This is a genomic window from Amycolatopsis kentuckyensis, assembly GCF_041679295.1.
Lineage (GTDB): Bacteria > Actinomycetota > Actinomycetes > Mycobacteriales > Pseudonocardiaceae > Amycolatopsis > Amycolatopsis kentuckyensis_A.
In genome coordinates, this window is the sequence record NZ_JBGDMD010000004.1 from 598361 (window position 1) to 622462 (window position 24102).

2 protein-coding genes are annotated in these 24102 nt (G+C 73.7%); both read left to right on the forward strand.

The window, feature by feature from the left end; all coding sequences use genetic code 11:
- A complete protein-coding gene (locus tag ACERZO_RS19365; protein WP_372666087.1) occupies nucleotides 1–20112 on the forward strand; it encodes a non-ribosomal peptide synthase/polyketide synthase in 20112 nt (6703 codons plus the stop codon).
- On the forward strand, nucleotides 20109–24092 hold the full coding sequence (locus tag ACERZO_RS19370) for a non-ribosomal peptide synthetase (protein WP_372666088.1): 3984 nt from the start codon (nucleotides 20109–20111) through the stop codon (nucleotides 24090–24092). The genes ACERZO_RS19365 and ACERZO_RS19370 overlap by 4 nt, the downstream gene beginning before the upstream one ends.
- The last annotated feature ends 10 nt before the right edge of the window (nucleotides 24093–24102 follow it).

Genomic DNA, 24102 nt, shown 5'->3' on the forward strand with positions numbered 1-24102 from the left:
GTGAACGAACTGGAGCTGATCACCGTGAACCACGACGCCCGGCAGCTGCTGGCGGCCTGGAACGACACCACCACCGACGTCCCGGAAGCGGGCCGCACGCTCACCCGGCTGCTCGCCGAGCAGGCGGCCCGCACCCCGGACGCGCCGGCGCTGGTGTTCGAAGGCGAGTCCCTGACCTACCGCGAACTCCACCGGCGGGCCGACGGGCTCGCGCACCTCCTGGTCGAGCGGGGCGTGGGCCCCGGTGTCCTCACCGGCGTCTGCGCCGACCGGAGCCTTGAGCTGGTGATCGCCCTGCTGGGGGTGCTCAAGGCCGGCGGCGCCTACGTCCCGCTCGACCCGGACTACCCGGCCGACCGGCTGGCCTACATGGTCGCCGACAGCGCCGCGCCGGTCGTCCTCACCCAGACCCACCTGGCCCACAGAATCGACGCCGAGACCATCCTCCTCGACGCCGTGGACTTCTCGGCGCACCCGGCGCCGGAACCGGAAACGTCCACAACGGACCTCGCGTACGCCATCTACACCTCCGGCTCCACCGGCCGCCCCAAGGGCGTCCTGGTCCCGCACGAGGGCATCGTCAACCGTCTCATGTGGACGCAGGCCCAGTACGGCCTCACCGGGGAAGACCGCGTGCTGCAGAAGACGCCGTCCAGCTTCGACGTCTCCGTCTGGGAGTTCTTCTGGCCGCTGCTGACCGGCGCCACGCTCGTCGTCGCCCGTCCCGGCGGCCACCGCGACCCCGCCTACCTGGCCGAGATCATCCGCACCGAGCGGATCACGACCGTCCACTTCGTCCCGTCGATGCTGCAGGCGTTCCTGCTCGACCCCGCGGCCGCCACCTGCACCGGCCTGCGCCGCGTCCTGTGCAGCGGCGAGGCCCTGCCCGCCGAGCTGCAGGCCCGGTTCTTCGCCACGCTCCCGGGCGTCGAGCTGCACAACCTGTACGGCCCGACCGAAGCCTCGGTCGACGTCACGTACTGGGCGTGCGAGCCCGGAGAAACGACTGTCCCCATCGGACGTCCGGTGTGGAACACGCACGCGTTCGTCCTCGACGCCGAGCTGAAGCCGGTCGCGCCCGGCGTCGCCGGTGAGCTGTACCTCGCCGGGATCCAGCTGGCCCGCGGCTACCACGGCCGCCCCGGCCTCACCGCCGAGCGGTTCGTGGCCAGCCCTCATCGGCCGGGGGAGCGGATGTACCGCACCGGTGACCTCGCCCGCTGGTCCGGCGACGGCGCCCTGCACTACCTCGGCCGCACCGACCACCAGGTCAAGATTCGCGGCCTGCGCGTCGAGCTCGGCGAGATCGAGGCCGTCCTCGACCGCCAGCCCGGCGTCGGCGGCTCCTGCGTGCTGGCTCGCGAGGACCGCGAAGGCGACCAGCGCCTGGTCGGTTACGTCGTCCCGGACGGCGCCGCGCCCGACGTCGACGCCCTGCGCGCGGCGCTCGCCGGGAACCTGCCGGAATACATGGTCCCGGCCGCGTTCGTCGTGCTCGAAGACCTGCCGCTGACCCCGAGCGGCAAGCTCGACCGCAAGGCCCTCCCCGCGCCGGACTGGTCCGCCGCCCGCACCGGCCGCGCCCCGCGCACCCCGCGCGAAGCCGCGCTTTGCGAGCTGTTCTCGGAGATCCTCGGCGTCGACGGCGTCGGCATCGACGACGGCTTCCTCGCCCTCGGCGGCCACTCCCTCCTGGCCGCCAAGCTCGTCTCCCGCATCCGCGCCACGCTCGGCGTCGAGGCCGGCATCGGCGACGTCTTCCGCGCGCCGACCCCGGCCGGCCTGGCCGAACTCCTCGAAGACGCCCCCGAGGCGCGCCCGGCCCTGACGCCGCGCCATCGCCCCGAGCCGATGCCGCTGTCGTTCGCGCAGCGCCGGCTGTGGTTCCTCGACCAGGCCGACACCCGGAACGCGAGCTACCACGTCCCGCAGGCCGTCCGCCTCGACGGCCCGGTCGACGCCGACGTGCTGCGGCTGGCCGTCGGGGACGTCGTGGCCCGCCACGAAGCCCTCCGCACGATCTTCACCCGCGACGGCGACGAGCCGGTCCAGCACATCCTGCCGTCCGGCGAAGTCCCGCTGGCGATCGAAAAGTCCACTGAGGACACCCTGGCCCAGGACCTGACCGCGGCCACCGAAGCCGGCTTCGACCTGGCCCGCGAACTGCCGATCCGCGCCACCCTCTTCACCCTGCCCGGCGACACCGCCGTGTTGTTGCTGGTCGTGCACCACATCGCGAGCGACGGCTGGTCCTTCGCCCCGCTCCTGCGCGACCTGTCGACCGCCTACACCGCCCGCGCCGCCGGCAACCCTCCGAAGTGGACGCCGCTGCCGGTCCAGTACGCGGACTACACGCTGTGGCAACAGGAACTGCCCGTCGAGCGGGACCTCGCCTACTGGCGCGGCACCCTGGCCGGGCTGCCCGAAGAACTGCCGCTGCCCACCGACCGCCCGCGTCCCGCGGTCGCGAGCCACCGCGGCGGCGTCGTCCCGATGGACGTCCCCGCCGACGTCCACCGCAAGCTGGCCGAGCTGGCCGCGGCGGAAGGCGCGACGCTGTTCATGGTCCTGCAGGCCGCGTTCGCCGCCCTGCTCACCCGCCTCGGCGCGGGCGACGACGTCCCGGTCGGCTCGCCGGTCGCCGGCCGCACGGACGCCGCTCTCGACGACCTCGTCGGGTTCTTCGTCAACACCGTCGTCCTGCGCACCGCCACCGGCGGCGACCCGACGTTCCGCGAGCTCCTGGACCGCGCCCGCGAAACCTGCCTGGCCGCGTTCGAGCACTCCGAGGTGCCCTTCGAACGGGTCGTCGAGGAGCTGAACCCGGCGCGGTCGCTCGGCCGCCACCCGCTGTTCCAGGTGCTCCTGGTGCTGCAGAACAACCTCGCCGCCGAGCTGGACCTGCCCGGCGTCCGCGCCACCGGCGAGCGCGTCGACATCGGCTACGCGAAGTTCGACCTGGCCGCGATCTTCGAGGAGCGCGACGGCGAGCTGACCGGCCTCCTGGAGTTCGCGAGCGACCTGTTCGACCGCGCCACCGCCGCCACGCTGGCCGGCCGCCTCCTGCGCGTCCTGGCCGCCGTCGCCGCGAACCCGGACACCCGCATCGGCGACCTCGACCTCCTCGACGACGCCGAGCGCGCCCAGGCGGAGACGGGTGGCATGCCCGCACCCGCCGTCCCGGCCGTCCTCCTGCACGAGCTGGTCGAGAGCCACGCCCGCCGCACCCCGGACCGCACCGCGCTGCTGTTCGAAGACCAGGTCGTCACCTACGCCGAGCTGGACGCCCGCGCCAACGGCGTCGCCGCGCTGCTGACCGGCGTCCCGTCCGGCCGGATCGTCGCGATCTGCCTCGACCGCGGCCCGGACCTGGTCACCGCCATTCTCGGCGTGCTCAAGGCCGGCTGCGGGTACACGCTCCTGGACCCGTCGTTCCCCGCCGACCGCCGGCAGCTCCTGGCCGAGCAGGTCGACGCGCCGATCGTGCTGGACGACCTGTCCGAATTGGACACAGTGGACGCCGTCGCGGCCGCGCCGGGCCGCGCGGTCAGCCCGGCCGGCCCCGCCTGCGTCATGTTCACCTCCGGCTCCACCGGCACGCCCAAGGGCGTCGTCGCCTCCCACGAAGCCGTCGCCACCACGATCCTCGGCCAGGGCTACTCGGGTGACGTCTGGCTGCAGACCGCGCCCGTCTCCTGGGACGCCTTCGCGTTCGAGCTGTTCGGTGCCCTGCTCACCGGCGCCGCCTGCGTCCTGCAGCCCGGCCCGAAGCCCGAGCCGGCGCTCATCGCCGACCTGGTCGCGCGGCACGGCGTCACGACCGCGTTCTTCTCCGCCAGCCTGCTGAACTTCCTGCTGGACGAGTACCCCGGCGTGTTCGCGCACGTCCGCGAGATCTACACCGGCGGGGAGGCGGCCTCGGTCGCCCACGTGACGAAGGCGCTCGTGTCCTTCCCGGAAGTGACCTTCACCAACGGCTACGGCCCGGTCGAGAACATGATCTTCGTCAGCACGCACCGCGTCACCGCGGCCGACCTCACCGGCGCCGCCATCCCGATCGGCGTGCCGCTGAACGGCAAGCGCGCGTACGTCCTGGACGAGCGGCTGCGGCCGGTCGCGCCCGGCGTCGTCGGCGAGCTGTACGCCGCGGGCGGCGGCATCGCGGACGGCTACGTCGGCCGTCCGGACCTGACCGCCGAGCGGTTCGTGGCGTCGCCGTTCGAAGCGGGGGAGCGGATGTACCGCACCGGCGACCTCGTGCGCCGCCGCGCCGACGGCGTCCTCGAGTACGTCGGCCGCGCCGACGACCAGGTCAAGATCCGCGGGTTCCGCGTCGAGCCGGGCGAAGTCCGGACCGCGCTGGGCACCCACCCGGCCGTCACGGAGTCGGCGGTCGTCGTCCGGGAGGACCGGCCCGGCCAGAAGCTCTTGGTCGCCTACGTCGTCGGCGAGGCCGCCGACCTCCGCGCGTACCTCGCCGAACGGCTGCCGGAACACCTGGTGCCGAGCGCGTTCGTCCGGCTCGACGCGCTGCCGCTGACCCCCAACGGCAAGCTCGACCACCGGGCCCTGCCCGCACCCGAGCGCACGAGCACCAGCCGCGCGCCGCGCACCCCGCGTGAAGAAGTCCTCTGTGGACTCTTCGCCGACGTCCTCGGGATCGAGACGGTCGGCGTCGACGACGGGTTCTTCGCCCTCGGCGGCCATTCGCTGCTCGCCGCCCGGCTCGTCGCCCGCATCGGCTCGGTGCTCGGCGCCCGGATCGGCGTCGCCGACGTCTTCCGCGCGCCGACCGTCGCCGGCCTGGCCGCGGTCCTCGACAGCGCCCGGGCCGCCCGGCCCGCCGTCGTGGCCCGGCCGCGCCCGGACGTCCTGCCGCTCTCGTCGGCGCAGCGCAGCCTGTGGTTCGTCGAGCAGCTCGACCAAGCCGGCGCGACCTACAACGTGCCTCGCGCGCTCCGGCTGACCGGCCCTCTCGACGTCGCGGCGCTGCGCCAGGCCTTTGCTGACGTCCTCGGGCGCCACGAGGCCCTGCGGACGGTGTTCCCCGACACCGACGGCGTGCCCCGCCAGGAAATCCGGCCGCTCACCGAGCTGCCGTGGACCGAAGGAGCGGTGGACGTCGCCGAGTTCGCCGCGCGCGAGTTCGACCTGGCCACCGATCTGCCGATCCGCGCGGCACTGCGGCGTGAGGGTGACGACCACGTCCTGGTGCTCGTCACCCACCACATCGCCAGTGACGGCTGGTCTTTCGCGCCGCTGCTGCGTGACCTCTCGACGGCCTACGCCGCCCGCGTCACCGGCGAGAGTCCGAAGTGGACGCCATTGCCGGTCCAATACGCGGATTACGCGCTGTGGCAACAGGAGCCGACCGACGACTCCCTCGGCTACTGGGCCGAAGCGCTCGCCGGCCTGCCCGACGAGATCAGCCTGCCCTTCGACCACCCGCGTCCGCCGGTCGCGAGCCACCGCGGGGCCACGCTGCCCATACGCCTCGACGCGGAGCTGCACGCGCGGCTGCTCGACCTCGCCCGCGGTGAGCACGCGACGCTGTTCATGGTGCTGCAGGCGGGGTTCGCCGCGCTGCTCTCGCGGCTCGGCGCCGGGGACGACGTCGCCGTCGGCACCCCCTCGGCGGGCCGTCCCGACGCCGCGCTCGACGACCTCGTCGGGTTCTTCGTCACGACGCTCGTCCTGCGCACCGACCTCAGCGGCGACCCCACCTTCACCGAACTCGTGCGGCGGGTCCGCGAGACCGCGCTGACGGCGTTCGACCACGCCGACGTCCCGTTCGAGCGGATCGTCGAGCGGCTCAACCCGGCGCGCTCGACCGCGCGGCACCCGCTGTTCCAGGTGATGCTGGCGCTGCAGAACAACGTCGCGGCCAACCTGAGCCTGCCCGGCCTCGCCACGGCGGACGTGCCGGTGACCACCGAGACCGCCAAGTTCGACCTCACGCTCAACCTGGAGGAGAACACCGGTGCCGCGGGGGAACCGGCCGGCATCGGCGGGTACCTCGAGTACGCGACCGACCTCCTGGACGAAGGTACCGCGGCCGACCTCGCCGACCGGTTCGTCCGGCTCCTGGCCGCTGCCGTCGAGGCACCCGAAGCGACTTTGTCCACTGTGGACCTGCTGTCGGAGGTCGAACGCACGGCGATCGCCACGGCCAACGACGAGACGGCACGACCGCTGCCCGGCACCTCGGTCATCGAGCTGTTCGAGGCCCGGGCCGCCGCGACCCCGGACGCGCCCGCCCTGGAGTTCGGCGGGACGACGCTGACCTACGCCGAGCTGAACACCCGGGCCAACCGGCTCGCCCACCACCTGGCCGGCCGCGGCGCCGGGCCGGAGCGGTACGTCGCCCTGGCGCTGCCGCGCGACGAGCAGCTGATCATCGCGATGCTCGCCGTGCTCAAGACCGGCGCCGGCTACCTCGCGCTCGACCTGGAGTACCCGGCCGACCGCCTGGCGATGATGCTGGAGGACGCCGACCCGGCCCTGGTCCTGCACAGCGAAGACCTCGTCTTCGCCGACGAGACCGGGAACCTGGAACACACCGCGTCGCCGGACAGCCCGGCGTACGTGATCTTCACGTCCGGCTCGACCGGCCGCCCCAAGGGGGTCGTCGTGCCGCGGCGGCCGCTGCTGAACTTCCTCCTCGACATGGTCGACCGGTTCGGGATGACCGCCGGGGACCGGCTCCTCGCGGTCACGACCGTCGGCTTCGACATCGCGGGCCTGGAGATCTTCGCGCCGCTGCTGGCCGGGGCGACCGTCGTGCTCGCGAGCCGGGACGACGTGCGCGACTCCCGGGCCCTGGCCGCGCTCGCCGAGGACGTCACGCTCCTGCAGGCCACGCCGAGCCTGTTCCACGCCCTGCTGGCCGAGCCGGTCGACCTGTCGGACGTGCACGTCCTGGTCGGCGGCGAAGCCCTGCCCGACGACCTCGCCGTCGCGCTGCGGGCGCGGGCCGCGTCGGTGACCAACATGTACGGCCCGACCGAGACGACGATCTGGTCGACCACCGCCCGCGTCGGCGAAGGCTCGCCGACCATCGGCACGGCGATCGCGAACACGCAGGTCCACGTGCTCGACCGGGCGTTGCGGCCGGTCCCGCCGGGCGTGCCGGGCGAGCTGTACATCGCCGGCGACGGCGTCGTGCGCGGCTACCTCGGGCGGCCCGACCTCACGGCGGACCGGTTCGTCGCCTCGCCGTTCGCGGCGGGGGAGCGGATGTACCGCACCGGTGACCTGGTCGCCCGCCGCCGCGACGGCGAGATCCGGTTCCTCGGCCGCGTCGACCACCAGGTCAAGATCCGCGGCTTCCGCATCGAGCTCGGCGAGATCGAGACCGTGCTGGCCGCGCACCCGGCGGTCGCGCTGCGCGCGGTCGTCGTCCGCGAGGACCGGCCCGGCGACAAGCGCCTGGTCGCGTACGTCGTACCCAGTGAGCCGGTCGACGCCGAGGACCTGCGCCGGCACCTGGCGGCCGCGCTGCCCGGGTACATGGTGCCGTCGGCGTTCGTGCTGCTCGACGAGCTGCCGCGGACCCCGAACGGCAAGCTCGACCGCAAGGCCCTGCCCGCCCCTGCCCTGGAGAGCGGCGCCGGCCGGGTCCCGCGGACCGCGCGCGAGCACGCGCTGTGCGAGCTGTTCGCCGAGGTCCTCGGGGTGCCCGAGGTCGGCATCGACGACGGCTTCTTCGACCTGGGCGGCCACTCCCTGCTGGCCACCCGGCTGGCCGGGCGGATCCGCGCGGTCCTCGGCCTCGACGTCACCGTGCGGGCACTGTTCGCGACCCCGACGGTCGCCGGGCTCAGCGAAAGCCTCGGTGCGGCCGTCGCGGCGCGCCCGGCCGTCACGCGGCGCTCGCGGCCGGACCGCCTGCCGCTGGCGCCCGGCCAGGAGCGGCTGTGGTTCCTGGCCCGGATGGACCCCGGCGACACCGCCTACCACATGCCGATCGCCCTGCGGCTGCGCGGCGACGTCGACGCCTCCGCGCTTTCGGCGGCACTGTCCGATGTGGCCGGTCGCCACGAAGCGCTGCGCACGTACTACGCCGAGGACGAGTCCGGCCCGTACCAGGTGATCCTGGACTCCTTCGAGGTCCCGTTCGAGCTCGGCACCGGCTCGGTCGCCGAGGCCGCGCGGACGCCGTTCGACCTGGCCGCCGCGCCGCCGGTGCGGTCGTGGCTGTTCAGCGAGGGCGACGAGCACGTCCTGCTCGTGCTGACCCACCACATCGCCGGGGACGGCTGGTCGATCCCGGTCCTGCTGCGCGACCTGGCCACCGCCTACGCCGCCCGGCTCGGCGGCCACGCTCCGGAGTGGACTCCGCTGCCCGTGCAGTACGCGGACTACACGCTGTGGCAACGAGAACTCGACAGCGACCTCGCGTACTGGGCGGACGCGCTCGCCGGGCTGCCGGAAGAGCTGGCGCTGCCATACGACCGCGTCCGGCCCGCCACCGCGGACCACACCGGCGGGTCCGCCGCCGTCACGATCCCGGCCGGGCTGCACGCCCGGCTCCTGGAGCTGGCCGCCGGGCAGCGCGCGACGCTGTTCATGGTCCTGCAGGCCGCGCTCGCCACGTTGCTGGCGCGGTTCGGCGCGGGCGACGACGTCCCGATCGGCACCCCGGTCGCCGGCCGGCCCGACCCCGCGCTCGACGACCTCGTCGGGTTCTTCGTCAACACCGTCGTCCTGCGCACCGACGTCAGCGGCGCACCGACGTTCACCGAGCTGCTGGACCGCGTCCGCGAAGCCGATCTGAGCGCGTTCGAGCACGACGACGTCCCGTTCGAGCGCCTGGTCGAGGAGCTGAACCCGGCGCGTTCGGCGGCCCGGCACCCGCTGTTCCAGGTGATGCTGGTGCTGCAGCAGAACGCCCCGGCGCCCGAGCTGTCCGGAGTGGACACCGAGCCGTACGAGGTGGCCCGTGCGGTCGCCAAGTTCGACCTCACCGTGGCCCTGGAGGACCACGGTGAGGGCATCACCGGCGCCTTCGAGTACGCGACCGCGTTGTTCGACGCCGCCACCGCCGAGCGCCTGGCGGCGGCGTTCGTGCGGCTGCTGGAGCAGATCGCCGACGCACCCGCGAAGCCGGTGACGGCGTACGACGTGCTCACCACCGGCGAGCGCGACCTCGTGCTGAGCGCGGGCCACGCGGTTCAGGTGAGCGACGCGCCGCAGGACTGCCTGCACACCATCGTCGAACGGCAGGACCCCGACGCCGTCGCGATCCTGTTCGAGGGCGAGTCGCTGACCTACGGCGAACTGAACGCCCGCGCCAACCAGGTCGCCCACCACCTGCTCGACGACGGCGTCCGCCGCGGCGAGGTCGTGGGGGTCCTGATGGACCGCGGTTTCGAGTTCGCGATCGCGGTGCTGGGCGTGCTCAAGTCCGGGGCCGCGTACACCTTGCTGGACCCGAGCTACCCCGCGGAGCGGCTGGCCGCGGTCACCGAGCAGGCGGGCGTGCGGCGGATCCTGAAGGCACTGCCGAGCCACCCGGACCGCACCACCCCGGACGTCGAGCTGACCCCGGCCGACCTGGCCTGCGTCATGTTCACCTCCGGCTCGACCGGCGTTCCCAAGGGCGTCGCGACGTCGCACCGCGGGGTCGTCGCGACCATGGGCCAGGGCTACGCGACCTTCGACGCCGACCAGGTGTGGCTGCAGTGCGCCCCGGTCTCGTGGGACGGCTTCGCGCTCCAGCTGTTCGGCGCGCTGCTCTACGGCGGCCGCACGGTCCTGCAGCCCGGCCAGAACCCGGAGCCGGAGCGGATCGCGGCGCTGGTCGTCGAGCACGGCGTCACCGTGCTGCACGCGTCGGCGAGCCTGTTCAACTACCTCCTCGACCAGGAACCGCAGGTGTTCACCGTGCTGCGCCGGGCGATGACCGGCGGCGAGCCGGCGTCCGTCGAGCACGTCACCAAGGCGCTGCGCGAGTACCCGGACGTCCGGCTGGTCAACGGCTACGGCCCGGCCGAGAGCATGGGCTACACGACGTTCCACCCGATCACGGCCGCGGACCTCGGCGGCACGGCCATCCCGATCGGGCGGCCCGTCGCGAGCAAGCGCGCGTACGTCCTCGACGCCCACCTGGCGTTGGCCGCCCCCGGCGTGACGGGTGAGCTGTACCTCGCGGGCCACGGTCTCGCCGACGGTTATCGCGGCCTGCCCGCCGCGACGGCCGAGCGGTTCGTGGCTTCGCCGTTCGTCCCCGGGGAGCGGATGTACCGCACCGGCGACCTGGTGCGCTGGCGGGCCGACGGCGTCCTCGAGTACGTCGGCCGCGCCGACGACCAGGTCAAGGTGCGCGGCTTCCGCGTCGAACCCGGCGAGGTGCGGGCGGTGCTGGCGCGGCACGACGGCGTCGAGCAGGCCGCGGTCGTCGTGCGCGACGGGCGGCTGATCGGTTACGTCGTCGGTGCCGCCGAACCGGCCGTACTGCGGGCGTACCTGGCCGAGCGGCTGCCCGACTACCTCGTGCCGTCGGCGATCGTGCCGCTGCCCGAGCTGCCCCGGACCGCGAACGGCAAGCTCGACCGCCGCGCACTCCCCGCGCCGGACTTCGCGGCGGGCTCGCGTCGCCGACCGCGGACCGTCACCGAGAACGTCCTCTGTGGACTGTTCGCGGAAGTGCTCGGGCTGCCCGAGGTCGGCGTGGACGACGGTTTCTTCGACCTGGGCGGGCATTCGCTGCTGGCCGCCCGGCTGATCGGCCGCGTCCGCGCGGTGCTCGGCGTCGAGCTGGGCATCCGCGACCTGTTCCGCACGCCGGCCGTCGCGGGGCTCGCCGAGGTCCTGGGTGACGCGGCCCCGGCGCGGCCGCCGGTGACCCGCCGGGAACGCCCGGACCGGCTGCCGCTGTCGTTCGCGCAGCAGCGGCTGTGGTTCGTCGACCAGGCCGAGGAGGCCAACGCGGGCTACGACGTCCCGCGTGCGCTCCGCCTGCGCGGCCACCTCGACGTCGCCGCTCTGCAGGCGGCGTTGGCCGACGTCGTCGAGCGGCACGAGTCGCTGCGGACGGTGTTCCCGTCCTGCGATGGCGAGCCGTGGCAGGAGATCCTGACGTCGTTCGAGGTGCCGTGGACGGTGGTGGAGTCCACCGAGGACTCGCTGCCGGACGTCCTCGCGGAGGCCGCCGCGCACGTCTTCGACCTGCGGGCCGAGCTGCCGATCCGGGCGCACCTGGTCTCGGTGGCCGCCGACGACCACGTGCTGCTGCTGGTGCTGCACCACATCGCGTCCGACGGCTGGTCCGCCGCACCGCTGTGGCGCGACCTGGCCACCGCCTACGCGGCCCGCCTCGACGGGCAGGCGCCGGACTGGGCGCCATTGCCGGTGCAGTACGCGGACTACACGCTGTGGCAGCGCGAGGTCCTGGACGAGCCGGAGCTCGCGGGTCAGCTCGCGTTCTGGCGCGACACCCTCGCCGGCGCGCCCGAGGAGCTGGCGCTGCCCGCCGACCGGGTCCGCCCGGCCGTCGCGAGCCACCGCGGTGGCTCGGTGGGGTTCGCGCTCGGCGCGGACGTCCACAAGGGACTGGCCGACCTGGCCCGGGGTAGTGGCGCGACGCTGTTCATGGCGCTGCAGGCCGGGTTCGCGGCCCTGCTGTCCCGGCTCGGCGCGGGTGACGACGTGCCGCTCGGCACCGCCGTCGCCGGCCGCGGCGACACCGCGTTGGACGATCTCGCCGGCTTCTTCGTCAACACCCTGGTCCTGCGGACGGACGTGTCCGGGCAGCCGACGTTCCGGCAGCTGCTGGCCCGCGTCCGGGACGCGGGCCTGGCCGCGCTGGCGCACGCCGACGTCCCGTTCGAGCGGGTCGTCGAGGAGCTGAACCCGGCGCGGTCGGCGGCCCGGCACCCGCTGTTCCAGGTCATGCTGGTGCTGCAGAACAACGCGACCGCGCAGGTCAGCCTGCCCGGCCTGGCCACCGAGGGGGTCGCGGTCCGCCGGGACGTCGCCAAGTTCGACCTCACCGCGGGCATCGAGGAGAACCACGGTTCCGACGGCACCCCGGCCGGCCTGACCGGGCAGCTGGAGTACGCGACCGACCTGTTCGACCCGGCCACGGCCGCGACGATCGCGGAGCGGTTCGCCCGGTTCCTCACCGCGGCCGTCGCGACACCGGACGTGTCCGTCGTGGACCTGGACGTGCTCGGTTCCGGCGAGCGGGCCGGACTGCTGGCCTTCGGTTCGACTCAGGTGACCGCGCCGGCGATGCGGCTGCACGAGCTGGTCGAGCGGCAGGCGGCCTGGGCGCCGGACGCGACCGCATTGGTCTTCGAGGGCTCGACGCTCACCTATGGGCAGCTCGACACCGAGGCCAACCGGCTCGCCCGGCACCTGGTGGCCGAAGGGGTCCGGCCCGGAGACCTGGTGGGTGTCCACATCGGACGCTCGCCGCGGCTGGCCGTCGCCCTCCTCGCCGTCCTCAAGGCGGGGGCCGCGTACACCGTGCTGGACATCGACTTCCCGGCCGAACGCCTGGTTTCCGCTTTGCGGCGGACCTCGGCCGCGGTCGTGCTCACCGATGGGCGCTCATTGCCCTGGCGGCGGATCGACGTCGTGGCCGACGCGGCCGCGATCGCCGTCCGCGACGGCGGTGTCCTCGGCCTGCCCGGCAGTCCGGACGACCTCGCCGTCGTCATGTTCACGTCGGGTTCGACCGGCGTCCCGAAGGCGGTCGCGGCCCCGCACCGCGCGGTCGTCGGCACGCTGACCGGCCAGGACTACGCCGGGTTCGGCCCCGGCGACGTGTGGCTGCAGTGCGCGCCGGTGTCGTGGGACGCGTTCGGCACCCAGCTGCTCGGGCCGCTGCTTTCGGGCGGCACGGTGGTGCTCCAGCCCGGCCAGCGGCCTGAGCCGGCGCTGATCGAGGACCTGGTCGTGGCGCACGGCGTCACGGTCCTGGACGTCTCGGCGAGCCTGTTCAACTTCCTGGTCGACGAGCACCCGGCGGTGTTCGCGACGGTCCGCCGCGCGATGACCGGCGGCGAGGCGGCCTCGCCCGCGCACCTGGCGAAGGTGCTGCGGTCGTACCCGCACGTCGCGGTGGTCAACGGGTACGGCCCGGCCGAGACGATGGGCTTCAGCACGTTCCACGAGGTCACGACCGTGGCCGGGCCGGTGCCGATCGGGCGGCCGCTCGTGGGCAAGCACGCGTACGTCCTCGACGCGCGGCTGCGGCCGGTGCCGGCGGGGGTCGTCGGCGAGCTGTACCTGTCCGGGGTCGGCACGGCGCTGGGGTACCTCGGCGCGCCTGCGGCGACGGCGGAACGGTTCGTCGCCTCGCCGTTCGTGCCGGGTGAGCGGATGTACCGGACGGGTGACCTCGCGCGGTGGACCGCTGCCGGGGTCCTCGAGTACGCCGGCCGGACGGACGACCAGGTCAAGATCCGCGGCTTCCGCGTCGAGCCGGGCGAGGTGCAGGCCGTGCTGGCCGGGCACGACGGGGTCACGCAGGCCGCGGTCGTGGTCCGGGACGGGCTGCTGGTCGCCTACGTCGTGGGGACGGCCGACCCGGCGGTGCTGGCGGAGTTCGTCGCGGCGCGGTTGCCGGAGTACCTGGTGCCGTCGGTGATCACGCCGTTGGCGGAGCTGCCGCGGACCGCGAACGGCAAGCTGGACCGGGCGGCGTTGCCCGCGCCGCAGCGGGTGGTGGCCGGGCACGTGGCCCCGCGGACTCCGACCGAGGTCGCGCTGGCCCGGATCTGGGCGGACGTGCTCGGGATCCCGTCGCCGGGGGTGGCGGACAACTTCTTCGCCCTGGGCGGGCACTCGCTGCTGGCGGCGAAGGTGACGGGCCGGATGCGCACGGAGTTCGGCGTGCGCCTGGGGGTGCGAGCGCTGTTCGAGGCGCCGACGATCGCTTCCTTGGCTCGGTTGGTGCCCGAGGCGTCCACTGTGGACTTGGCGCCGATCCCGGTCCGCGCGCGCGGAACGCGGACACCGCTTTCGCCGGTGCAGCGCGGGTTGTGGTTCGCTGAGCGGCTCGCGCCGGGTTCGGCGGAGTACCTGGTGCCGCTGGCGTTGCGCATCGGCGGAGACCTCGACGTGGAGACGTTGAGCGGCGCGCTGTCGGCGGTGGTGGCGCGGCACGAGGTGCTGCGGAGCCGGTTCGTCGAGGTGGAGGGAGAGCCGGTCCAGGTGGTGGACCCGGTGCGGCCGGTGCCGTTGCCGGTGACCGACCTCACCGCGCCGCCGGTCGGCGGGGGCCGGCCGGCGGTCGACCCCGCGCCCGGAACGGCACTGGACCAGGCCGTCGAAGCCTTCGTGCGGTCGCAGGTCGAAATCCCGCTCGACCTCGAGCACGGCCCGGTCTTCCGGGCCGCACTGGCCCGAGTCTCGGAGCGCGACCACGTCCTCGTCCTGCTGCTGCACCACATCGTCGCCGACGGGTGGTCCATGGGCGTCCTCGCCCAAGAGCTGCGCGACCACTACGCCGGCGTGAAGCCCGCCGCCCTGCCCGTCCAGTTCGGCGATGTCGCCGCCTGGCAGGCCACGGCCGATGACCGAGCCGGGCTCGACTTCTGGCGTCAAGCCCTCGACGGCATGCCGCACGTCGCCGAGTTGCCTGCCGACCGGCCGCGACCCCTCACCCGGGACATCGCTGGCGCCAAGACTCCCGTGCACGTCCCCGCCGAGGTCGTCGACCGCCTGCAGAAGCTGGGCGCGAAGCAGGGTGCGAGCCTCTTCATGACCGTCCTGGCCGCCTTCGAAGTCCTGATCGGCCGCTACACCGCCATGCGGGACTTCGCGATCGGCACCCCGGTGTCCGGCCGCAGCCACCCGCAGACCGAGCCGCTCATCGGCCACTTCGTCAACACCGTGCCGCTGCGCGCGGACCTGACCGGCGACCCCGCCTTCACCGAACTGCTCCACCGGGTCCGCACCGGCACCCTCGCCGCGTTCGACCACGACGACGTCCCGTTCGACCGGATCGTCGAGCTCCTCCGCCCGCAGCGCGACCTCACCCGCACCCCTCTCGTGCAGATCGTGTTCGCCCTGCAGAACAACGAGGAGGCCGGCTGGGCGCTGCCGGAGCTGACCGTCGAAAAGCTCGCCGTCGACACCCACGTCAGCAAGTTCGACCTCGAACTCGCCCTCGCCCAGGACCCCGACGGCGCCCTGACCGGCATCTTCGAGTACCCGACCGCCCTGTTCGACGCCACGACCGTCGAACGTCTCGCCGGCCACTTCACGACCCTCCTCGAACGGATCGCCGAGGCCCCCGAAACCCCGGTCGGCGAGCTGGACCTGCTCACCGACGCCGAGCGGGACCACCTCGTCCACGGCGTCAACGACACGAAGGTCGCCTACGACGAGGACGTCTGCCTCCACCACCTCATCGCCGAGCAGGCGAAGAGGACCCCTGACGCGATCGCCGTCGAATACCTCGACGACCACATCGACTACGCCGAGCTCGACCGCCGGGCGGGAGTCCTCGCCGCGCGGCTCGCCGATCACGGTGTCGGCCCGGACGTCCCGGTCGGCCTGCGGATGGACCGCTCGATCGACCTGATCGTCGGCCTGGTCGCCATCCTCAAGGCCGGCGGCGCGTTCGTCCCGATCGAGACCGACGCCCCCGAACCCCGGGTGCTCGGCATCCTCGGCGACGCGCGTTCTCCGGTGTGCCTGGTCAACGAAGGAGCGACGACCCCGCACAGCAACGAGGTCACCTTCCTCGCAGTGTCCGATTTGGACGGCGAAGCACCGGAAACCACGGACACCACCCACCCGGACAACCTCGTCTCGATCTACTACACCTCCGGCTCCACCGGCAAGCCGAAGGGCGTCGCCAGCACCCACCGCGGCTGGGTCAACCGGCTGCGCTGGCACCAGGACACCTACCGGCTCCAGCCGGGCGAAGGCGTCCTGCAGAAGACGACCCTCGTCTTCGACGACGCCGCCGTGGAATGCCTGTGGCCGCTCATCGCCGGCGGGCGCGTCGCGCTGATCCCGCCGGGCCTGCACCGAGACCCGGCCGCCATCCTCGACGGCGCGATCCGGCACCGGGTCGCCAACCTGCAGTTCGTCCCGAGCATGCTGACGCTGTTCCTGGAGCAGCTCACGCCGGTCGACCGCGCCGCGCTCAAGACGGTCCGCAACGTCATCACCAGCGGCGAAGCGCTCCAGCCGGAACTGCTGAAGCTGTTCTTCGACCGCTTGGGCGAGACCGCCACGCTGCACAACCAGTGGGGCGCCACCGAGGTCTCGATCGACTCGACCATGCGCACGTGCCTGCGGTCGGACCTCGACGGCGCGGGCTCGGTGAGCGTCGGCTCGCCCATCGCGAACAACCAGATCCACGTCCTCGACGAGCACCTGCGGCCGGTCCCGGTCGGCGTCCCCGGCGACCTGTTCATCGGCGGCGTCGGCCTCGCCCGCGGCTACCTCGGCGACGCGCGCAAGACGGCGTCGGCGTTCCTGGCCAGCCCGTTCGAGCCGGGGGAGCGGCTCTACCGCACCGGCGACCGTGGCCTGCGCACCCCCGACGGCGCGCTGACCTTCCTCGGCCGCCAGGACTCGCAGGTCAAGATCCGCGGCATCCGCGTCGAACCCGGCGAGGTCGAGCAGGTCCTCCTGGAACTGCCCGGCGTCCGCGAAGCCGCGGTCACGGTGTGGCAGCCGGTGCCGGGCGACAAGCGGCTCGCCGGGTACGTCACCCCGCAGGCCGGCGTCACGCTCACCGAGGGCGAGATCCGCGAGCGGCTGCGCGAGCGGCTGCCCGTCTACCTCGTGCCGACGGCGCTGAGCGTGCTGCCCGAGTTCCCGACCACGACCAGCGGCAAGATCGACCGCAAGGCCCTGCCCGCGCCGGCCGCGGCCGGCGCCGAGTACCGCGCTCCCGAAGGCCCGGTCGCGGAACTCGTCGCCGAAGTGCTGCAGCACGTCCTCGGCGTCGAGCGAGTGGGCGCCGACGACAACTTCTTCGACCTCGGCGGGCACTCCCTGCTGGGCGTGCGGGTGGTCGCCGAGCTGCGCAAGCGGCTCTCGGCGGACATCCCGATCCGGCTGATCTTCGACTCGCCCACGGTCGCGGAACTCGCCGGCGCCGTCGCCCGCGCCACCAAGCGCGAGTTCGAGGCCATCCCGAAGCGGCCGGACGGCCCGGCGCCGCTGGCCGGGGTCCAGGTCGGCATGTGGCTGGCCGACCGGATGGCGCCGTCGAGCGCGGAGTACCTGGTACCGAACGCCGTCCGCCTCCGCGGGCCCCTCGACGTCGACGCTCTTGCCGCCGCCCTCACGAAGCTGGTCACGCGGCACGAGATCCTGCGGACCCGGTTCGTCGAGATCGACGGCGAGCCGAAGCAGGTCGTCGACCCGGCCGGCCCGGTGGCGCTGCCGGTCACCGAGATCGACGAGATCGCGCCGTTCCTCCAAGCACGGCCCATCGACCTCGCCACCGGGCCGGTGTTCGCCGCCGCGCTCGGCCGGCTCGCCGAGGACGACCACGTCCTGGCGCTGTCGGCGCACCACATCGTCCTCGACGGCTGGTCCGAAGGCATCCTCGCCGAGGAACTGCGCGACCTCTACGCCGGCGTCGACTTGCCTCCGCTGCCCGTGCAGTACGCCGACGTCGCGGCGTGGTCCCAGCCGAGCGAGGCGGACGTCGAGTTCTGGCGGACGCAGCTCGCCGGCGTTCCCCAGGTCGTGCAGCTGCCGACGGACCGCCCGCGGCCGCCGGTGCGCGACCCGCGGGGAGCGCGATACGAGTTCAGCGTGCCCGCGGAGCTGGCCGCCCGCCTCGGCGAGGTGGGCGCGGAAGCCCGGGCGAGCCTGTTCATGACCCTGCTCGCCGGGTTCCAGGTGCTCGTCGCGCGGCACACCGGGTTGCGGGAGTTCGCGATCGGCAGCCCGGTCGCCGGCCGCGACCACCCGGACACCGAGCGGCTGATCGGCCAGTTCGTCAACACCCTGGCGTTGCGCGCCGACCTGACCGGCTCGCCGGGCTTCACCGAACTGCTGGACCGGGTCCGCGAGACGGCGCTGAACTCCTTCAGCCACCAGGAAGTCCCGTTCGACCGGGTCGTCGCCGAGCTGCGGCCGGACCGCGATCCGAGCCGGAACCCGTTGGTGCAGCTGATGTTCGCGCTGCAGACGATGTCCGAAGGTGGTTGGGAGTTCGCCGGCCTGGACTGCGAATCCGTCGGGGTCGAGACCGGCGCGGCGAAGTTCGACCTCGCCGTGGTGTTGCGTGAGCAGGCCGACGGCACGATCGGCGGCGTCCTCGAATACCCGGTCGCGTTGTTCGACGAGGACACGGTCGCCGCGTTCGCGCAGCGCTACCTCCGTCTCCTCACCGGCTTCGCCGCCGACCCGCGGCGCCCGGTCGACCGCGTCCCGATGCTGGACGCGGGCCGGCTGACCCCAGCGGACGACGACGCTCCCGGCGGCACGTTCGCCGGGCTCATCGAGGCCCAGGCGCGACGGACTCCGGACGCCCCGGCCGTCGTCGCCGGACCGGACTCGCTCACCTACGCGGAACTGGACTCGGCGGCCAACCGCGTGGCCAGGCTCCTGCGTGAGCGCGGGGCCGCACCGGAAACGGTGGTCGCGCTGCTGCTGCCACGCTCGGCCGACCTGGTCGTCGCGCAGCTCGCGGTGGTCAAGACCGGCGCGGCGTTCCTGCCGATCGACCCGAGCTACCCGGCCGAGCGCGTCCAGTACATGCTCGACGACGCGAACCCGGTGCTCGCACTGCGGGAACTGCCGATGTCCACAATGGACGACAGCCCGCTGGACGTCGAAGTGAAGCCGGAGAACGCGGCGTACGTGATCTACACGTCGGGTTCGACGGGACGGCCGAAGGGCGTCGTCGTCAGCCACGCCGGCCTCGGCACGCTGGTGGCCAGCACCGTCGCCGCCTACCGGGTCGGCCCGGGCGACCGGGTGCTGCAGTACGTGTCGCCGAGCTTCGACGCGTCGATCCTGGAGCTGTGCGCGTCCCTGATGACCGGCGCCGCGCTGGTCGTCACCCCGCCCGGGCCGCTCCTGGGCGACCAGCTGCGGGACGTCCTCGCCGAAGGCCGCGTGACGCACGCGCTGATCCCGCCCGCGGCCCTGGCCACGGTCGAGGACCCGGACCTGCCGGACTTCCGGACGGTCGTCGTCGGCGGCGACGTCTGCCCGCCCGACCTGGTCGCGAAATGGGCGCCGGGCCGCCGGATGCTCAACATGTACGGCCCGACCGAAGCCACGGTCGTCTCGACGGTGTCCGAACCCCTGGTGGTCGGGGCCCCGGTGACCATCGGCTCCGCGTTGACCCACACGCAGGCGTACGTCCTGGACGACCGGCTCCAGCCGGTGCCGCCGGGCGTCGCGGGCGAGCTGTACGTCGCGAGCCCGGGCCTCGCCCGCGGCTACCTCGGCCGGCCGGGACTGACCGCGAGCCGGTTCGTGGCGAACCCGGCGGGCGGGCGGATGTACCGCACCGGCGACCTCGTCCGCCGCACCCGCGCCGGGGAGCTGGAGTTCCTCGGCCGGACCGACGACCAGGTCAAGATCCGCGGTTTCCGCATCGAACTCGGCGAAGTCGAGTCGGCGTTGCGGGCGCACCCGGCGCTGACCGCGGCGGTCGTGCTCGCCAAGCCCGACCCGGCCGGGCAGAAACGCCTGGTCGCGTACGTCGCCGGCGAGGTGACGGCCACCGAGCTGCGGACGTTCCTCGGGCAGCGGCTGCCGGAGCACCTGGTGCCGAGCGCGTTCGTCGTGCTCGACGCGCTGCCGGTCAACGCCAGCGGCAAGCTCGACCGGGCCGCGCTGCCCGAACCGGCCGAGGAGACGGCGGACTACGTCGCCCCGGGCAGCCCGGAGGAGCAGCTGATCGCCGACATCTGGGCCGAGGTCCTGGGCGTGCCCCGCGTCGGGCTCGGTGACGACTTCTTCGCCCTCGGCGGGCATTCCGTGCTCGCCGCCAAGGTCCGCATGCGGCTGCAGGCCGCGTTCGGGGTGGACCTGCCCCTGCCCGTGCTGTTCCAGACCACCACGGTCGCCGCGCTCGCCGCCGTGGTCCACACCGAGATCGAGGCCGAGCTCGCCGGCATGTCCGAGCAGGAGCTCCTCGACTCCCTTTCCGAGGAGGCCAGCGCATGACCACGTTCGACATCCGCCCCGCCGCCGAGCCGGCCGACGCCGAGCGCGCCGCGCGGCTGCGGGCCGCGGTGCTCGCGAAGCGGTTGCGCGGCCGGGCCGCGACGCCGGCCCGGGCGTTCGGCCGGGCCGGCCGCGGCGCGCCGCTGCCGCTGTCGGCCGGGCAGCAACGCCTGTGGTTCCTCGACCGGCTCGACCCGGACAGCGCCGAGTACGCCGTGCCGCTCCTGCTCCGGCTGGAGGGCACACTCGACGTCGAGGCGCTCCGGCGGTCCCTCGACGCCCTGGTGGCGCGGCACGAGATCCTGCGCACGACGTACACCGCGGAGCACAACCGGCCGCGCCAGGTGATCGGGGCTCCGGCCCCGGTCGACCTGCCGGTGGTCGAAGGCGACCTCGGCACCGTGCTCGCCGAGTACGTCGGCCGTCCCTTCGACCTCGCCGCCGGCCCGGTGTTCCGGGCGCTGCTGGTCCGTGAGGCGCCGGAGCGGCACGTGCTGGCCTTGAACGTCCACCACATCGCCTGCGACGGCTGGTCCCTGCCGATCCTCATGGACGACCTCCGCAAGCTCTACACCGGCGCGGAACTGCCGCCGGTCGAACTGTCCTACGCGGACTTCGCGGTCTGGGAACAGTCGCGGGTGGACGCCCACACCGCCGACCTCGCGTACTGGAAGGAACGGCTCGCCGGGCTGGAGACCCTGGAGCTGCCCGCGGACCGCCCGCGGCCGGCCCAGCGCGACCACCACGGCGCTTCGGTCCGCTTCACCATCCCCGCGGCCGCCGCCTCCGCCGTGATCGACCAGGGCAAGGCCGCCGGCGCGACGCCGTTCATGACGTTGCTCGCCGCCGCCTACGTCGTGCTGGGGCGGCACACCGGCCGCACGGACATCGCCGTCGGCACCCCGGTCGCCGGGCGCGGCCGGGCCGAGCTGGAACACATGGTCGGGTTCTTCGTGAACACCGTCGTCGCCCGCGGCGACCTGTCCGGCGACCCGGACTTCGCCACCCTCGCCGACCGCGTCCGGGTGGCCCGGCTGGCCGACCAGGCGCACGAGGACCTGCCGTTCGAGGCGCTGGTCAAGGAGCTGGCGCCGGAGCGCAACCTCGCGCACACCCCGGTCGTCCAGGTCATGTTCGCCGTCTACGACTCCTCGTCCGGCTCACCGGACCTGGGCGACCTGCGGGTGTCGCCGGTCGACCTGCCGTCGACGACGGCGAAGTTCGACCTGATGATCTCCTTCGTCCGCCAGGCCGACGGTTCCGTCGAGGGCGTCCTCGAATACGCGACCGCGTTGTTCGACGAGGTCCGGATGGCGCGGATGGGCGAGCACTTCGTCCGGCTGTTCACCGAGCTGGCCGCCCGCCCGGGCGTCCGGCTGTCCGAAGTGGACGTCCTCGGCGCGGACGAGCGCGAGCTGCTCCTGGAGACCTGGAACGCCACCGCCGAGCCCTACCTGCGCGGCACGCTGCACGGCCGGATCGCCGCGCAGGCGATGTCCACTCCGGACGCCATTGCCGTCCGCTGTGGACAGACCGAGCTGACCTACGCCGAACTGGAGGACCGCGCCACCCGGCTGGCCCAGCGGCTGCGCGCCCACGGCGTCGGCGTCGAAACCCCGGTCGGCGTGCTCTGCGAACGCGGCCCGCTGCTGCTGCCGGTGCTGCTGGCCATTCTCAAGACCGGCGGCCACTACATCCCCCTGGATCCGGCGTATCCGCAGGACCGCAAGGAGTACATGCTCCGCCAGGCCGGCGCCCGCGTGCTCGTCACGACCCGCCGCTTCGCGGGCGAGGCCCTCGGTGACGTCGTCGTCTTCGCCGACGAGCCGGTCGCGGACGATCCCGTGCCGTGGCACGACCCGGTCGTCGACCCGGAGAACCTCGCCTACGTCATCTACACCTCCGGCTCCACCGGCCGCCCCAAGGGCGTGATGATCAGCCACCGCGGTGTGCTCCACTACCTGGACTGGTGCCGCCAGGCCTACCGCGCCGACGAGGGCGAGGGCGCCCCGGTGCACTCGTCGCTGGCCTTCGACCTGACCGTCACCGGGCTGTTCCTGCCGCTGCTGTGCGGCACGACGGTGACGCTGGTGCCGGAGGACGAGCATCCGGTAGCCGGGCTCGCCGACGTCCTGTCCAGTGGCCGGAAGTTCAGCTTCGTCAAGCTGACCCCGGCACACCTCGAGCCGCTGCGCCGGTGTCTCGCCCCGGAGGCGGCCAGCGCGGCCGCGCACCTGGTCGTCGGCGGCGAACAGCTCACCGCCGAAGCACTCGAGTTCTGGCGGGAGAACGCCCCCGACGTCGTCGTGGCCAACGAGTACGGCCACACCGAGACCTCGGTCGCCAACGTGATCAACCTGCTGCCCGCCGCCGAGTGCGTCACCACGCCGATCTCGGTCGGGCGGCCGATCTGGAATACCGAGGTCTACCTCCTCGACGAGCACCTGCGGCCGGTTCCCGTCGGCGTCACCGGCGAGCTGTACGCGGGCGGTGCCGGCGTCGCCCGCGGCTTCGCCGGCAACCCCGGCCTGACCGCGGCGAAGTACGTGCCGAACCCGTTCGGGCCCGGCCGGCTCTACCGCAGCGGCGACCTGGCCCGTTACCTCCCGGACGGGCGCCTGGAGTTCGTCGGCCGCACCGACCACCAGGTCAAGGTGCGCGGCTACCGCATCGAACTGGGCGAGATCGAGGCCGCGCTCGTCGGCGGCCCCGGCGTCACCGAGGCGGTCGCCGTGGTCCGCGACGGTGCGCTCGCCGGGTACGTCTCACCGTCCACTGTGGACGTCGACGCGCTGCGGGCGCACCTGTCCGAGCGGCTGCCGGAGTACATGGTCCCGACGACGCTGACCACTTTGGACACCCTGCCGCTCACGTCGAACGGCAAGATCGACCGCGTCGCCCTGCCCGCCCCGGACGCGGCGCCGGTCTCGACGTCCGGCGTCCTGCCGCGCGACGAGCTGGAGATGGCGCTGGCCAAGCTGTGGGAAGACCTGCTGGGCCGGCGCGTCGGCGTCACGGACGGCTTCTTCGACGTCGGCGGCCACTCGCTGCTGGCGGTCGTGCTGGTCGACCGGATCCAGGCGGAGCTGGGCGCGACCGTCGGCCTGGCCGAGGTGTTCCGCGCCCCGACGATCCGCGCCCTGGCCGACCTCGTCCGGGCCGGGGACCACGGCGGGGGACTGGTCGTGCCGCTGTCGCCGGGCCGGGCGGGGGTCGCGCCGCTGTTCCTGCTCCCGCCGACCGCCGGGAGCCCGTTCCCGTACCTGCAGCTGGTGGCCGAGCTGGACCCGGCGCTGCCGGTGTTCGGCCTGCAGGCGCCCGGCTTCGCACCCGGCGAGGACCCGGTGCACACCATCGAGGAGCTGGCGGCGGCCTTCGTCGCCGACCTGCTGCTGGTGGTGGGGGACCGGCCGATCCGCCTCGCCGGCTGGTCCCAGGGCGGTTCGGTGGCGTTCGAAATGGCCGCCCAGCTGGAAAACGCCGGCCGGGCCGTCGAGCACCTGTGCATCATCGACGCGACCGTCCTAGGCGTCGACGACTACGGCAACCCGCTGCCGGAGGTCGACACCAGCGACCCCCTGGCGTGGTTCGGCGAGGCCGTGCTGAAGCTGGCCCCGGGCGCCGTCGACACCCTCGACGAGATGCTCGCCGAGGCCCGCGACCGCGGCATGGTCAGCGAAGTCGCGGGCAACGCCGTCGTCGAGCAGATGGCGCGGGTCTACCTGGCCGGCAAGGACGCCGTCGACGCCTACCGCTGCCGGGCGGTCGTCGACACCGGCATCCACCTCATCACCTCCACCGGCACCCACCCGGTGAAGGGCCGCCCGGAGGTGCGGCCGGAGAGCTGGCGTGCCCGCACGCGCGGCGAGCTCACGGTGACGCCGGTGCCGGGCCACCACTGGGACATGGTCGAACCGCCGCACGTGGCGGAGCTGGCCCGGGCCGTGCTGGCCGGGCTCGCCGTGACCGCCGACGAGTGAAGGAGAACGC

Coding starts and splice junctions, on each gene's coding strand:
- ACERZO_RS19370 (WP_372666088.1), top strand. CDS start 20,109: ATGACCACGTTCGACATCCGCCCCGCCGCCGAGCCGGCCGACGCCGAG.